We start from the raw sequence: 17,152 nt of genomic DNA on the forward strand, positions 1-17,152 counted from the left end.
CTAAGTTGCAGAATAAGGGCGGGTAAAATCTCGTCCTTAATTAATAGAAAGAGAGGTGTAGAAATGCCGTATATTGATAGCACACCTGCACTTTCCCCTTATAAGGTTCGTGAAGGTAACTTACAACACGGTTTTATGGATTTACTGATTAAACACGGCTGGACCAAAGTAGTAGAGTTTAAAAAAGCTGTAACAGGGTCTTATTATGTTACAGATCATCCTTTAGAAGGAAGGCATGATGAAAAATTTACAGTTGCCAATCATATTATTTTACGTAATGCACGAGGTGATTTGTTTGGTTTTGCTGTAGTTGCAGATTGGAAGGAGTTTACTGCTCATGATAAAGGGATTCCATATTACAATGCTTTTAAATCAACAGCTACTGAAAAAGAGGCCCTTATTAACTATATGGCCAAAGAATTTGAAAAAAGAAAAGTAAATACATCTCTTTATTTTTATATGTTGGAAAAATTACCAGATGTAAAAGAGGGAGATAAATTATTTACCCCATGGGGAACGGGCTCTAGTGCAGATGAAAAACGACTTCAAATGGCTTTAGATATTGAAGTTACACAAATTGATTTTAAATCTACAAATGCTGGTTCAGAATTTGTAAAACAAGCGAATCCTGTTGTGATGCAGTCGCCTATTGTAGAGTCATCTCTACGTTCACCATTACTTGAAAATATTGATTACCCTTATATGCATACAAATTGGTGGGTTGATTCGGAAATTAATATTAAAGGACATATTGACAGTAATAGTCTTTTCTTAATTATCCAAACGGATAATACACCAATGTGGGAAAATAATGTCGTACCTATTGTACCGATTTACTTTGGCGATATTGAAGCAATAGATGAAGGTGATCCTGCTATCGCATTATTCGCAGGAACTGTTCCAAAAGGTACTGATACAAATGGCGTTGCTGCTTATAACTTTGATGATATTAAGATTAAAGGTGGGCGTCAAATTATGCCTGTCCTGAAAAAATATCCTTCTAATCCATCTAATGGTGTTGACTCTGTAATGGTGAGTCGTACTAAATTAGGTTCTCGTTATCAAAGTTATTACTTGTCTTGGAATGCACCTGCACAAGATATGCCTCCTAAGCGTGTATCTGAAGTAGGTAATAAACAATACCCACGAGCATGGGAACGAATTAATAATTATCAATTCAATCCTTCACGTTATTCGGATAAAGTACAAACTTCATTTATTTATCTGATTCATCCAGAAGAAGGAGTAAGAGGATATTTAAAGAACTCTGTAGGATTTAATTCAATTAATATGGGATCTAGTGAATTAAGAATTCGTCAAGAGAGTTGTCCAGAAAAGGTTTTTGATGTATATCAGTGTGTCCCAGTTAGTGCAATTTCACCACTAACGAAGCGACCATCCACACAATTTCGACCAATGGGATTAGGGTTGTACAAAGAAGCACTAAATACTTCTAAGAAACCAGCAGCGAATAAGACTCTAGTTAATGTTTCTAACCTAAAAGCTACAAATCCACAAGAAGGAACTGTATTACTTACTTGGACAAATCCGAATGATATGGAGCTCTCAACGGTTAACATCTTCGTAAATGGTATGAAGTATGCAACAGGTGTCACTGAAGTAGAATCATATACTATTAAAAATGTGACAAAAGGAAATGGTGTAAAAATTAAACTAGTTTCTGTAGACATGAAAGGTAATGAATCTGCAGGTATTGAAGTATCTGTGAACGTAATGTAGTAATGCAACTTACATGTTATGAAAGAAAGGTACCTACCTATAATATACATGACATAGAAGAATTGCTATTTATAAAACTAATTAACCTATTATTAAAATAAAATGATGAAGTGGGTGATGAGATGCCATATATTGATTCAACTCCTCAGGATTATCCCTCTAAGTTTGAAGAAGATAACTTGCAGGACGTATTTGCACAAATGTTAATTGATAACGGTTGGACGTTAGTGAGGAACTTTTATAAAGCTGCGGTAGATACTAGGGCGTACAATCGCCGAACGGATCAAGTCAATTATGCAATTGCAAGACATACCATTTTTAGAAATGCAGATGGGAAATTGCTAGGTTTTGCGACAATTAGCCAATTCCCTCTTAAGTACAAGTATGAAAAAAAACAGCCTATTCGTAGACCTCACGATGATACCGATCCTAATGATCCTAACTTTAAAATGAAGCCTACTTGGGATGAATGGATTAAACAAAAGTATGTAGATAATACAACAAGAACAAACTTGTATTTCTATATGTTAGAGAAGTTACCAAACTCTAATCTTGTTAAAGAAGATGGTATTGTTTCTATCGTTACTATGCCAGGTATGGGTGGTACATCCTTTGAGCAAGACAGAGATAGGGATAGAGATGACTGGTCTAAGTGGTGGTATGAGTATTTTGAAGGAAACTACCATGTAGAAGATAGAGACTACGATCCAGAAGACTTAATTTATGAAGAAAAATTATTATCAGCTTCGCCTTTCCATGTAATACGTTCAGCACTAGATATTGAAGTGTTAGAAACACGTTGGGATACTGATATGCAAGAAGCGGTAATTGAAAAAGCTGATCCTCGTGTAATGCAGTCACCAATTGTTAAGACTACATTGCGCGCTGAATTTTTAGAGCATATAAACGATCCTTTATGGCATACGAACTGGTGGACAGATTCAGAAGTTCGTGTCAAAGGTCATATTGATAGCACAACATTTTTCCTAGTTCTTCAAGCTGATACAGCCCCTGTTTGGGAGAAGAATTTGGTTCCGACTATACCGCTATATTTCGGTAAAGTAAATTCTTTAGATGGAGATAAAGATGAAGGCTATGCATTATTTTCAGGAACTATTCCACCTGTAAAACGTGTGGATTCAACTAGAAAAGAAACTACATTTTCTTGGCGGAAAATTATGCCTGGAGATACAATCCTTTATGTCAATGATGCAACGAAATTACCTGAGGCACCAGCGTTGTTAACGATTAATGGTACAGAGGTAGTTAAACTAATTGAGAAAAAAGGTAACTATTTAACTGTTGAACGTGCGCAACTAGGAACATTCATGCGTGCACCTTATTGGGACACAGGTGCGACAATTGCTCGTCTATCGACTAACAACGCTAGCAAACGAGTGAAGAATGAAGATGTAGTATCTTTATTTGATTTTGATGATCCTGGCGCAACTGTTGGCGAAACAATTTATCCTTTACTTAAATTGTATCCACATCATTCTTCAAATGGTGTAGATTCTGTAATGGTTTCCCGTTCAAGATTTGGTGCACGTTATCAGGCTCACTATCTCTCATGGAACGCACCTTCGAACCAGCTACCACCAAATAGAGTAGATGAAATTGGTAAGAAATATCCGAGAGCATATAATCCTGTTGAAAAAACTAACAATTATAAATATCAATTTAATACTTCCCGATACTCAGATAAAGTACACTCCTCTCGAATTTATGTAGTTCATCCTGAAGAGGGTGTGAGGGGGTATTTAGATAAAGCAATTGGTTTTAACTCACAAGGAATGAGTGCAACGAACTTACGTGTTGCAAAACAAAACTGTCCGGAAAAAGTTTATGAAATGTATAAACCACATAGTATAGGTGCGGTATCTCCTCTAACGAAGCTACCTGTTACACCTTTCCGTCCTGTAGGTTTGGGGATTTATTCTGAGGACTTTAATCCAAATGAAGTTCCTCACGACATTAAGAATGATAAAACTCCTCCAGGAGAAGTGAAGATTACTAAAGTATTAAGTCCAATATCACAGACTATTGATGTAGAATTTGAACTTCCTACAGATAAGGATTTAAAGCATGTCAATATCTACTTAGATGGTAAGATCTATGCTACTGGAATTACTGGAACAACTTATTACAGATTAATGGGATTAAACACAGGATTTAAACCTGAGATCAAAATTACTACGGTGGATTCAGCCGGTAACGAATCTGTAGGTATTACTGCAACACCTATAGAGGTTTCTTAATAAATATAGAAGGGGTGACCAATATGTCATTAATTAATACAGATGGATTTTTCGATGTAGATTTGTCCGTGCAACTTCTACCTTTAGATTTAGAGAAGTTGTTTAATGCGGGAGGATGGAGTACTTTAGGGAAATACCGTGCGGTATCGCCTTTAACAGATGCAAATGGAAAGAAGGATTCATACCGAAAAACTTTTGCTGAAACTTTTCTATTTGAATCGAAAGGTAGCGATAAACAACATCGCTACTTTGGATTCACCACAGGTTATGGTGGAAATGTAAGAAAGCTTGGAGAGGAACCTGTAATTTCAAAAGATACATTTTTAGGTGAAATGAAGGATGTAACTCCTAGTGGGGCCAAAAAAACAAAGACAGTATTTGAATTTATGGTTAAACCAGTTATTCCTTCTAGTGTAATTTTATATCGTGAAGATGGTTCAATGATTGACCAAGCTACAACAAAGTATTTAATAGATGGAGAGAAAGGGACTGTAACATTCAATGATAGTCAAGTAGGTAAGGTTCTTTCTACATACTCGCTTACAGATAATGCTCCTGATCTAGTAAAACGCTTATGGTTCTTTACGTTTGAAGGATTTATCCCTACTCGATTTATTTTACGTTCTGAACGCCCTGACTTGGCTGAGCTAGAAGACAAAAAAGGTGGAGTATTTAGCTTTAAAATGAAGAAAGGGAACCAACGTATCCGCGAGAATTCATATAAGTTCTATGATAAATTAACTGGAACAGTACCCCTTGATTCCGCTGATTATACTGTGGACCATGAGGCCGGTACAGTAACGTTTTCAGGAGGAACTGAGCCGTTAGCATTATTCGCTGACTATGAATTAGAATATGTAAAAGATGCAAACGGTAGTTATGGAGATATTGAAGTAAATAAGTTTAATCCGCAAGTTCCAACAGAACTTATGGGGGCCGCTTATGATGCAGTTCGCTTTGTTTATCCTTCATTACCAACAGCCGTATCGTTTATTCCGCAAAATGATATCGGTTTAGGATGGGGACGAGATTCTCAAGTTTATTATTGGGGAAATATTACAAAGGACCGTATCGTTTCTTACTTCCGTTTAGATCCTGCGCCGGATCCTGAAAGTACGTTCTTTGCACCATTATATATTGGACGTCTATCGACAATTGGTAAGACTCCTCGAATGAATAATGTAATTATTGGTGGAGCTCGTTCTGATGATGAGATTCAATATAAAGCGGGCATGAAATTAGGACGTAGTGTAGTTGACTATGGTGTAAATACATCTAATGGTAATAGTTCTGTACTTGTACAGCGAACTGTTGGCGGGGCAATGTATCAAAAACATTACTTAGCATTTATTACTCATGATGCTGACGTAGATCCAAGCCATGAGTCTCGTTTTAATCCGTCTGTATATTCTAATAAATATCACATTTCACCAATGTATATTGTTCATCCTTCTGATGGTTATGTGGGTAGACTAGATGAAGTTTATGCAATTCATCCAAAAAATATCTCACAATTAGATGAACTAGAAGTAAAAGAACGATCTGAAAACGAGCAAGTAGGTACAGGAGATGGAGCAATCAAAGAGTTTCATTTATTCCATAGACCTACAATCGATGATGAATTTGAAGTTCGCTTAGTAAGTTCAACTGGATGTAATACGTTAACTAAAGCGAATTATGTTGAATATAAAGCAGATACACCTCCAGCTGCTGGGAAATTTACAGTAGATGGTTCTACCAAACGATTAATTTTGGGTGATGCTCCAAAAGATCGCGTAGAAGTGATTGTTTCTTATAATTACGCCCAAACATATCGTTACACTTTAGCAGATACACCTAGAACACCTTTCCGTTTAGCGAACATGACTCCATATGCTCCTATTGGACTTGGTTTCTTAAAAGAAAATTTATAATAACCGCAACTAAGTCATGACTTGTACCGAATACTACGGTGCAAGTCTTACTTTGTCGAAAGGTGGGTGGTGGAAAATGAGTAACAGTAAGCATTATTTACTCAGTTTCACTACCCTTTTTTATAATAAAAAGGGATATGTATTCAGGTTCAATCGTCATCAAAATGTACCTAATCTAGATGTTGTCCCATTGGCTTTTGATCCTTGGAATAGGTATAGTGCGTTAGCTTTAGATGATATGAAAATGGGTACAAAAGTGAAACGAGCGGCTGGTGCGATGCACTCTGTATTAGCTGATTACAAAACTATATTTGAAGGCTCCAATTTAAATTTAGAAAAAGGTAGTCTTATTTATATAGCGGAGGTAGGAGAAGCATTAACTAGAGGGGATAAAAGTGCACGACAAGGGGATTTAATAGAAATAACAGAGAATAAGGATTTTTACGCTTATTTTGGAGAAGTTATTAGTCAAATTAATACAAATCTAGTTAAGAAACTAAACAAATATGACTTGAAATCTAGTAAAAAGTCGATGATTCATACAGAAACTCCATTTGAATATAAAAGTAGTAATAAGAGGGTTTATAGTGAAAGGAATTCTTATGATTTCGGCTTTTTGAAAGAGTTAATTGGAGAAAATATTAGTTTAGAACTACTCGAGTTATTACCGAGTTTTGGTCATAATCAAGTAAAAGAATTAGCAGATGTATTATTTAAAAGTGGGCAAATTAATACGGAAGAAAGATTGCTAACCTTACAATATGGCGAGAAAGTTGTAGAAATAGCAAAAGCCAATTTTTTAAAAGTGGTTTTGGATGCTCTCTATAGCCAATTGGATAAGGGGAACAAATTAAGTGAATTTGGGAAAGAGCCCAATAAGATTGAGAACTTTAAAGTTATTTTTACAAGTTATCCTGATGAAGGAATATTAAAAGGAAAAGATACACCAATTCAAGGCGTTCTGAATTTAGGAGATATAGGTGAATCCTATAAAGGAATTTTAGGTTTTCTACAAAAGCATGAAATGAGTAATGGAAATAAGCTGTTATCAAGTAAGGTTGCAAATACTGAAACAGGATCTTTAATTGCATTAGAAGGAAACGTTTCTCAGGATAGTAGAGGGAATTATCATTTATATGGATTAGTCCCATTTGATGTATATGAGGCGTATATTGAACCTAAAATTTACGAGGGTGTGTCTCATATAGCTACATTAAGTGAAGCGAGTGAAGTCTATAGATTAATGAATCAGAAAGCTTCATTAGATGAAACACGAAACGTACATGATGTAATTATTCAGGGTTTAGGTGCAGGTAAGAATATTTCAGACGGAAGAGTAGATTCAATGACAGTACCAAGGGCAAATGTGAATTATACTTTGAATGATTTTAGTCAGTACATTGGTAGTACCTCTTTCAAGTCTGTAAAACAGCTAATTCATAGAATGGAAGATAGTAAATCTTATCAGTATACGAAGAATAGTGAGAAATTTATCATTGCAGATAAGTATAAAAATGTTCAAAATAATTTATCAGGATTCGAATTAGGTCAGGTTTACCATTCTGGTTCTGAGTCACTGGATATGGAAAAAACACAAAGCAAATCATTTAAGTATGGATTTGAAGATTCAGTATTAAATAGTAATTTTAGTAGTCATTATCAAGCGAATGTTACTACTTTATTGGATAGCACAGAATTTATTCGTGAAGCAGAAAAGTTAAATCTACTTAGTGGAGATAGAAATTACCAAGTTGGTGAAAAGATTGTTATAAATTCCGGTGAAACATTCCAGATTCAAAATGGCCATTTGAATAATTTAGAGAATGGTGCTAATCGTTTTGCTTTTAAAGGGGAATTAATAGCTACAGAACAGGCCTTTAGCAATGAGGGTATGATAGATGTTGAACTTAACGAGTTAAATACAATGCAAACTCACTCTTTATTAAAGGACGCTAAAATAGATGGTTTTTCTTCAAGTGTGTTGGAACAATGTGAAGATGTAGTGGTTACACATGTAGTAAAAAAGAGTGAAAAGAAAAAAACAAATGAAACAAAAATTGAACAAAATATTTCTGTTAAAAATAGTGTAGCTGATTATGAGATAACTATAGAAAATGAAATTAAGTATCATCTAGATAAAGAATTTGACACATTTATTTCAACAACTACCTTAAGTAATCAAAGAGAAATCGTAGTTGATATTTCGAATGACTATGGAGATTTTGGGGAGATAGAGAAGAATTTAGAACTTTATGTAGAAGAACAAAGTGTAGTAAATAAACCCGAAAAGAACATGGAAATTCAGCAAGACACACTAATCAATTCAAAACTTGAAAAGATATTTGAATCTTATATTCAAGATAGTAATGTAGTAAATCAATTGAAACAAGAAGAAATAAATTTAGTGAATTTTTTAGATGCTAAAAGTGAAAAGGTATTGAATACTGATGTATCAACCAACATGATAGCAGATGATATACAGAGAGAAGAAAAAGCTCATGTTGATAATCTAATTGGATTGGAATTAGAAAATATAGTTGAAACCTATATTCAAAATAACGATTCAGCAGCGCTTGCAGAACGAGAAGAAGAGCTCAATGAAATATATCTAATTGATGCTGTTCTAGATAATACAAGAGACTTGTATTTATTAGATAGTAGTAGAGCGAATCAAACTGATCATAAAGAACAGGTATATATTGAGAAGTTAGTTAGTTCGAAGCATGAAAAGATATTAGAAACGTATGTGCAAAGCGGTAATATGGCAGAACAAAATGAAATTAGAAAAGAAACGCTAGAGACGTATGCACAAAATATTAATAAAGCAAAACGAATGAACGAAGAAGAACTACATGTCGAGAAGCTACTAAGCACTAATTTTGAAAAAACGTTAGAAACGTATGCGCAAAGTGATGAGATAGCAGAACAAATTGAATACGAAGAAGAAACAGCTGTAGAAAAACTGTTAGGCATGAATCTGGAAGAAACGCTAGAAATGCATGTGCAAAGTATGGATAGATTGGATCAATTACAATGTGAAGAAGAACTACATGTCGATAAACCACTAAGTATGAATTTGGAGAAAACACTAGAAACGTATGTGCAAAGTGGTGAGATAGCAGAACAAATCGAAAGCGAAGAAGAAACAACAGTAGAGAAATTGTTAGGCATGAATCTGGAAGAAACGTTAGAAATGCATGTGCAAAGTATGGATAGATTAGACCAATTACAACGTGAAGAAGAACTGCATGTCGATAAACCGCTAAGCATGAATCTTGAAAAAACACTAGAAACGTATGTGCAAAATGGTGAGATAGCAGACCAAATTGAACGCAAAGAAGAATTACACGTCGATAAATTACTAGATATGAATCTGGAAGATACGCTAGAAGTGTATATGCAAAGTGACGATAGAGCATTTCAAAATCTTCGTGAAGAGGAAAATTACCTCATTAATCTAAGTACAGCAAAATCTGATGGGATAATTGATAGTGTTGTCTATAAGGAAAATACAATGTCAAATATGGCTGAAAAAGACAATGGTATTCTATTGGATTATGTATCAGAAGGTATAGTAGGAGAGACTTATGAAACGTTAATAGAAGAGGTAGAACCATTAATTATTCATAAAGAATATGAAACAATGATACAAGATGTAGAAAGCGCATTAAGTGGAAGTGAAATCCACGTTGCAGTAGAAAAAAAACATTTAGCTCATCTGTTTAACATATTTGATATTGAAATGAACAATCAAGTTCTAACCAATGTAGGGAAAGAAAAGGATGCTACCATTGAAGATACAGTTTCAGGTAATCAAACAAATGAAATTGGAGTTGTAGTTACTGATGGGGCTCTTATGAGTTTGGGGGATACTTATGAGTCAATTATTGATCCTACTATTAAAGGTGAAATGGGTGCAACTATAGACACTGTAGTTATAGATGCGAATTTAGCAGATCACCATGCATCAAATGAAGTGGATATTGCAACAATTGAATTCGTAAATAGTGGTAATGATAGAGAAACAACATTAGAAGAAATAGAGTTTGCAGGTTCAGAAAGTAATTTCGAAACTACTATAAATCACTATGATTTTGCGAGTAATAGTCAAGAAACAGATTCAATTATAAACAATAATGAAATGGCAATTTCGGGAATTCATGTAGATACAGAGGTGGAAGAAAGTACCTTAGCAGAATGTAATGTATTCTTAGATGTTATCCAAGAACAATTTGATAAAACAATATTACGTAAAAATAGAAAAATGACAATAGAAGATGAAATGCAAACAGAACAGGTAAATAAGAAGAAAATAAGGATTTTCCAAGAAGAAGAGGGAAGTTCAAGTAATGAAACTATAATGATACTGGATGAAGAAGAACAGATAAACATTAATTCTGCTTCAAATATCACAATAGATAGTGAAACTACAACGAAAAAATTAATATTAAATACAATGTCTATAGAAGATGATGAATTGTTAAATATTAATAAAGGAAATTACGGATTTATTGATGAAATTGATGAGGGAATGCATTCGAATTCAAATATAATTTCTATAGAAAATGAAGTGGATTTAAATATTGAAAGACAGCATGAAATGAATGTAATTGATGAAGATGATACAGGTATAGGATTACCTGAACCAGATAAGCCATGGGATGAAAAAGAAAAGGATAAAGTATGGCTCATTATGGGTAAACCATTCCCTGCATGGAATGGTTGGAATATCAAGAAGACGCGATAGGAGGAAGTTACTATTGAGCATTCATAGGGTTCAGACTGGACTTATTTTTGACGATAATTTTGAAACACTTGATTCACGTTGGATCGTATCCCCTACTGATTCTTATACGTACAGTGATTCTGATAAACAATTAGTACTTAAACACAACTCTACTGATAGAAGTACAAATGCTCTTTTTTCTCTGCCTCAAAATGAAGATGAATTGTTACTACAAGTGCATTCGAACTATACACCAAAATATTTGGGAGATGAAGGTGGTCTCGTTATTTGGAAGAATGCTCTTGAGAAAGTTGAGTTTTTGGAAAGTGAAGATAGCATTTATGAGAATACCTATAATATTTGGAGAACAGTAAAAAAACAAAATCTGTGGACCTTTTTTGCAGAGCGAGGAAATGCGTGGGAGCTATTTGACTCAACAATTTGTATCGATCCAGCTATGGCTGGAGTTATATTAAAAGGTACACCAAGAGATGGGTATACCCCCCTTATTGTAGAAAGGGTCATCTTGTGTAAAGGTACCAATATTAGTGTTGGTAATTTAAATAGTTTTTATAAAGTTGAGTTAATTGATTATGAAAGAAATATTGTAACTACTCAAATAGTTCCAGATGGATATTCAGGTATAGACATTGAATTACCTACCATTCCTTTTAAGGGGAAAATTAGAGTTTACGATAAGAGTGAGACTGGTGAGTATGTTTTAATAGATGAACAAAAAGAATACGCTGAAATGTACGGCGGAGATCTGTTTTTAAAAGGTACAAATTTAAAAGTCAAATGGAAAGGCCAAGAGTTAAGTGAAACAAAAGCTACACATTTAGGTGCACTGAAAAGTGACATAATTGAACAAAAATTGACTGTCTTAAACGATACTTCGGGAAATGTAGCGGAGAATATTGAAATTCAGATTGCTGTTTATAAAAAAGAGTTTGGCTGGGAATGGTGTGATCTTGCCACAGACAACAACGGTACTCCTAATCAATATGAAGATACAACAATACGTATAGGAACGTTACATGAAGGAGAATCAAAGGATTTTTGGGTGAGAATTGCTAGGGTCGATACAACCGATCCTGAAAAAATAAAACAACAGATGAGACCTTCACACTTCTTCTTGGAAATAAGAAACGAATAAGGGGTGGCTAAATGGGAACAAGAATGAAGCTCCATAGATATAGTCCTATCACAAAAGATTGGGATGAAATATTACACGTTGTTGATCAAGATTTCGTGAAAACATATGGTACATCAAATCCTATTTTACCAGTTGGTCATACTTATGAACCAAATAAAGGGTTATTAAAAGTGTATTATAATGGCCGGCGTTTACTAAGCGGAGTTGATTATATTGAGCTGGATGATTATCACATCCATTTAGGTGTAGGTTCAAAAAATGAAGAGCGTTCTATACAGCTACAAATTGGTGATGAGGTGTACATAGAAGTCTATAAAAACCAATATTGTAGTAGAGGGCAAGCTACTATTAGTGGAACGCAATTTTATGACTTACAAAAGGAAGTATATGATGCTCGGCAATTCAGAGAGAGTGATAAGCCTCATATTTCATTAGATGCACGTTTAGATGAAATACAACGCCAGTTAGAATTGGTGTACGGTGGAAATTCTAGTGTAGATATAGATTATGAATATAACGAAAGAGGTCAAATTATTCGTGAAATTATCACGGGAGATCATACTATTATTCGAGAGTTTACGTATTATGAGAACGAGGCACCTATGGTAAAGGGTGAATTGAAAACAGAGACTGTATATTATACAGATGGTCTTGGAAGTCTATCTCAACAGGTTACAAGGGAATTTTCATATGATCCTGCAACTAGAAGACTACTAAAGACAACAGTACGAGGGGATAGCTAAGTCTATCCCTTTGTTAATTTCCAATGGAAAGTTCTTATAATGACAGTGCATACCTCGATTTATAAGGAGGATAAATTTATGGATTTTATTGCTTACAATAGAGCACATCTCAATAACAGGCGTATACGGAAGCTTGACGATAAAGTGATGGTATTTGTTGTGCCATCTATTGTACAAGTAGGTATTGTTCGTACAGAATTACGTTTCCCTTATAAGGGAGAGTTAATTGATGCATATGTAACGTGCGGCACAATGGGAGAATCAAAAACGTGTATTGACATTGAAAGATGCAGTCAAAGTTCATATGATACAACACCTATTTGGCATAGCATTCTTGCTGATGAACTTGTTATTGATGGAAAGAGCAAATCTAATCGTACGTCCTCTACACCATATTCTTTTAAACCGTCACAACTAGCTGTTAATCGTGATGATCACTTTAGAATCAATATCAAAGAGGTAGGTAAGGGCGTAAAAGATATTACTGTAGAGTTGGTAGTTGAATTAGCTCTCGAAGAATAATAAATAATTCATCACAACTTTATAAAGAGATGTAGCGATAATTAAAGTGTAAATAAAAATTAGGAGGTCATTTATATGCCAGCACCACAAGTGAATTGGAGAAAACAAGACAACTCAGGAGCTGTACCGTCTTGGAATATTGGGACCATTGATGCAGGAACACCTTCCTCTGATTTTGGAGTATTAATTTGGAATAACTTTGCGGGAACAACAGATTTATCTACTATGACAAACTGTACTATTACGACAAAAGATAGTGCAGGTGGTAATACGGGTGAGTTAGTAACAAATAAATGGGTTGAGGTGACTGTTGCATCGGCAGCTGAAACTGGTCGTACACCTATTGGAGGTAATTCTACTCATCCAATCCAAGCAGGAGGAAATTCAACGAATACTGATGGTACGTTTTCTCCAAATGCAAATGAAATTTTAGGTGTTAAAAATGATGGTAATAAAACTAGTGCAAAAGGTAACTATGCAGAAGTTATCCTTCGTGCCAATGTTCCAGGTAACGCGACAGCAGGAAACGTAGCATTCTTAACACGTGTTGCATATCAGTACGTATAAAAAATAGTTACTTCAATGCAATGAGGTAGGGGGAAGCAAATTGATTTTACAAAATGATAAATATACACATTCTCCTGTGGCACAGGATTTTATCTGGGTGGCTGAGTATCCTGACGGTACTCATCTCCCAGAATTTGATTTTAATACAAAAGAAGAGAATAGCTTTTATAAGATTGATAGAAATAAGCTTTTCCGATTCGGATTAATTGGTCATGGTAATAAAATTTATTTTGAACGTGATGGTATTTTCAGTATAGCAGGTCATCGCATTCAGTTCTTTTATGAGTTTGATGGAAAAACTATACCTTTAAATGGCGATTTTAAGTATGACATTAACGATATTATCACATTTAAAGATGCAGAAGCATCAGGACTTGTGGCTGGTTTTCAGGGAAACGGAATGCTATCGAACCGCATCACTCATTACAGCTTGGGGTATAAAACGAATATTAATGTAGAAGGTATTAACTTTCATTTTAAACCCATTGTAAAACTTCCACTTAACCAACCTGCCATGATTAATTTACGAATGGTAGCTGATCAGAAATTAGATGGAAAAGTGATTATAGTAAATAATGGACGAGTAGCTTTTGAAACTAAAGCGCCTCTTGAACCTAATATAGGTGGTGAATTGAATTGGATCATTCAGTAAAGTTAACAAGAGAACAACTTCTAAATACCCTTTATGGTACATCTTATAACATGGATGGGAGTGTAGTAAAAGATACTGAAACGATTCGAAACTACACAATAGAAGTTATAGATAAGAAAGTTCACTTAAAAACATTTAATATACCAGTTCAAATCTTAGTAGAAAACGAATGGTGTGATATTGAGAGTGTAGTAAGTGATGAAGATTTAAGCCTAATATATTCAACATTTCAAGAAGTTCATCTGGACAGTGAAATAATTTTAGACACAGATGATCCAACAGGTATTTCTGTACGAAGTCGTGAACGAGTTCGTGATTTATCTAATTTAATTTCTGAAGCAGGTATAGATTTGCCGAGGGAATTTACTTGGGTAGACGGGGCATCAGAGACAAGTGGCGTTATTATTTTACCTCAAGATGACTACGACAAAGTATTTATTGCTACTGATCCAGATAAAGATGGGATTCCTTCTATCGTATTTATTGAATCACAGATAGAAGAAGAACAGGAAAGGCCATATTATGTAAAGGAAAATGGAAAAACGTATATTTATGTTAATCATTTCTCCGGTGGTGGTGGCTCACAAGATAGTCCATATTTAGTTGAGAATGAAGAAGACTTGAATAATGTTCGCAATAATTTGAGTGCTTACTATACTCAAACACAGGATATTATTATGACTAGTTACCAAACTGGTTCAGGATGGAATCCAATATCTAACTTTTCAGGTTTTTTTGATGGTAGGGGATTTGAAATCAAAGATCTGTATATAAAACGTACACAAAATAACATTGGTTTATTTGGTGAACAAAAGAATGGGACTATCCGCCGTGTCAGATTGACTAATGTAAGTATTACCGGAAATGGAAGTTATGTAGCAGCCCTTGTAGGTTTAAAATCAAATGGCGAAATTTCTGACTGTGCTGTACTTTCAGGTGAGATTCGTAATGAAGGGGTTTCTGCTAGTAGAACTGGGGGGATTGTCGGGGAGCAGGGCTCTGGAACTATAAAGAGAAATTATAATCACGCAGCTGTTTACTCGGATGGCTCTTTTTGTGGTGGGATAATTGGGAAAAATAGTGCTGGGAGTATTTCTTCATGCTATTCTACTGGAAAAGTAATAGACACAACGTTAGCTAAGAATGCTTCATATCATGGAGGTTTCTGTGGATCTAATTCAGGATCAATACCAGCTGAAGAAAATTTCTATAATATTGATGCTCAAAATAAGGTTGCTAAAGGAGAAGGTAAACCACTTTCCGAAGTAGACATGAAGAAAGTAAGTTCTTACCCGTATAATTTTAGAGACAGATGGCATATGGGAGATTACCATATTAATAAAGGATACCCTGAAAACCGTTCATTTATCAAATATAAGAAGGGAAAAGGAACACCCAACGATCCTTATCTAATCTATAATTTATTTGATTTAGAACAAGTACGCCATTTTGCAGATGCCCATTTTAGGATGGAGAATGATATTATTTTTGATTATCCTAAAACCGGAAACGGTTGGACGCCAATTGGCAGTGGTGATTTTGAAGCTAATAGTTCTAAATGGTGGGGAACTCAATTTTCAGGTTCGTTTGACGGTAATGGTAAAGCAATAGGAAATCTGTATATACGTAGACGTGCTGAAAGTCATGTAGGTCTTTTTAAATCAATTAATCCTGGTGGAATCTTGAAAAATTTAACACTAATCGATGTTGATGTAGAATTAGGATATTGGGGTGGGCTTTTAGCAGGTGCATTAGGAAGTGGTTCGTCAAGTAGTTTTTCTCGTATTGAAAATTGTCATGTGAGAAAATTTAATGATTTTATTTACAAAACATTTCCTGGCAGTGGGAAGTATGGATGTGGTGGTCTTGTTGGCATTATGGGGGGATATAGTGAGATAGAGAACTGTTCCTTTAATGCCCCAGTACAACAACAAAATGGTTTTTATGGAGGAATTGTAGGAGGGGTTCTTAGTAACACCAAAATTAAGAAGTGTTCTGTAGAAGGTATCTTTGACCAGGTTTCTGGTACTATGGGAGGCATCGTGGGCGTGATAGACTACCGTAATGCTAATCAACTATTCGAAGATATCGTAGTGCATGCTGATATGTCTAATTGTTCAACAGCCCATGGATCCTTTGGTAATGCTTACGCAGGTAATTGGTATTCTGCGGATTATAGAATGATTTCTAAAACTACCTGGAAGCGAATTATTGTCCAAGCCAAAGGAGCTAGTAGAGCTTTAGGTAATTTTGTGGTGGAATCTACATATTATTCGACTGCTACAAATAGTTTGTTCCCGGAATGGGTAATTGACAATTGTTTTTATAACAGGGATCTTACAGGAACAAGTAGCTCGCATTATGCATTTTCACCAAAATTCACTCCTGAATTAAATCATGAGTCTACTTTAGTAGCCTATGATTTAATTGATGTCTGGGGGCTTGATGAAAAGTATCTGAATGGAAGTCCATATTTGAAAAAACATAGACCGTCAAAGTTACCTATATTAGGTTTCCGAAATGAGATTGGACTATATTATACTGATGAAGCAGGTAATATTTTACGCTACTTAGAGTATGGAACATTGGTAGCTGGTAGTACCTCTGAGGCTTATCCAGTATGGTTACAGAATAATGCTGATTTCCCTGTTAAGGATATGAAAGTTTGGGTCGATCCACCTACAGTAAAACCAGGTATTACAGTCCAACTAAGTTTATCAAACAATCCTTTCGTACCTGTAGATGAAATACCTTTCTCTGGAACTATACCTATTGGAGATGCTAGACAGTTTTATATTAGGTTCTTGTCCGAAGTTACAGTAACAGAGGGTGGTACATTTGATATGAAGGCAAAAGCAAGTCCTGCTTAATGAGC

10 protein-coding genes are annotated in these 17,152 nt (G+C 35.0%); all 10 read left to right on the plus strand.

What is annotated here, in order from left to right:
- Positions 1 to 63 precede the first annotated feature (63 nt).
- The 10 genes from MR143_RS01775 to MR143_RS01820 all read left to right on the plus strand — a co-directional run bounded on the left by MR143_RS01775 (position 64) and on the right by MR143_RS01820 (position 17,147).
- The gene (locus MR143_RS01775) at positions 64 to 1,740 is read left to right on the plus strand and encodes a hypothetical protein (protein ID WP_242280599.1); all 1,677 of its coding nucleotides are present in this window, start codon (positions 64 to 66) and stop codon (positions 1,738 to 1,740) included.
- Positions 1,741 to 1,862: 122 nt separating this feature from the next.
- Positions 1,863 to 3,998: a hypothetical protein gene (locus tag MR143_RS01780; RefSeq protein ID WP_001146342.1), complete on the plus strand. Its 2,136-nt coding sequence runs from the start codon at positions 1,863 to 1,865 to the stop codon at positions 3,996 to 3,998.
- 23 nt (positions 3,999 to 4,021) lie between these two features.
- The gene (locus tag MR143_RS01785; protein ID WP_000052791.1) at positions 4,022 to 5,911 is read left to right on the plus strand and encodes a hypothetical protein; all 1,890 of its coding nucleotides are present in this window, start codon (positions 4,022 to 4,024) and stop codon (positions 5,909 to 5,911) included.
- 76 nt (positions 5,912 to 5,987) lie between these two features.
- A complete protein-coding gene (locus tag MR143_RS01790; RefSeq protein ID WP_242280600.1) occupies positions 5,988 to 10,658 on the plus strand; it encodes a ring-infected erythrocyte surface antigen domain-containing protein in 4,671 nt (1,556 codons plus the stop codon).
- Between the two features lie 13 nt (positions 10,659 to 10,671).
- The gene (locus MR143_RS01795; RefSeq protein WP_000022192.1) at positions 10,672 to 11,793 is read left to right on the plus strand and encodes a hypothetical protein; all 1,122 of its coding nucleotides are present in this window, start codon (positions 10,672 to 10,674) and stop codon (positions 11,791 to 11,793) included.
- Positions 11,794 to 11,804: 11 nt separating this feature from the next.
- Positions 11,805 to 12,536 (plus strand): hypothetical protein, encoded by a 732-nt coding sequence (locus MR143_RS01800; RefSeq protein ID WP_000537241.1) that lies wholly within the window; start codon positions 11,805 to 11,807, stop codon positions 12,534 to 12,536.
- 78 nt (positions 12,537 to 12,614) lie between these two features.
- Entirely contained in the window at positions 12,615 to 13,058 is a 444-nt protein-coding gene (locus tag MR143_RS01805) for a hypothetical protein (protein WP_000345538.1), read from the plus strand.
- 75 nt (positions 13,059 to 13,133) lie between these two features.
- Positions 13,134 to 13,625, plus strand: coding sequence for a hypothetical protein (locus tag MR143_RS01810; RefSeq protein ID WP_001111327.1), 492 nt, complete (start codon positions 13,134 to 13,136; stop codon positions 13,623 to 13,625).
- 40 nt (positions 13,626 to 13,665) lie between these two features.
- Positions 13,666 to 14,277, plus strand: coding sequence for a hypothetical protein (locus MR143_RS01815; RefSeq protein WP_000602965.1), 612 nt, complete (start codon positions 13,666 to 13,668; stop codon positions 14,275 to 14,277).
- Complete coding sequence (locus tag MR143_RS01820; protein WP_242280601.1) at positions 14,262 to 17,147, plus strand: halomucin; 2,886 nt, start codon at positions 14,262 to 14,264, stop codon at positions 17,145 to 17,147. Before MR143_RS01815 ends, MR143_RS01820 begins: the two co-directional genes overlap by 16 nt.
- The last annotated feature ends 5 nt before the right edge of the window (positions 17,148 to 17,152 follow it).

The organism is Bacillus cereus group sp. BfR-BA-01347, from assembly GCF_022663835.1.
GTDB lineage: Bacteria > Bacillota > Bacilli > Bacillales > Bacillaceae_G > Bacillus_A > Bacillus_A thuringiensis_K.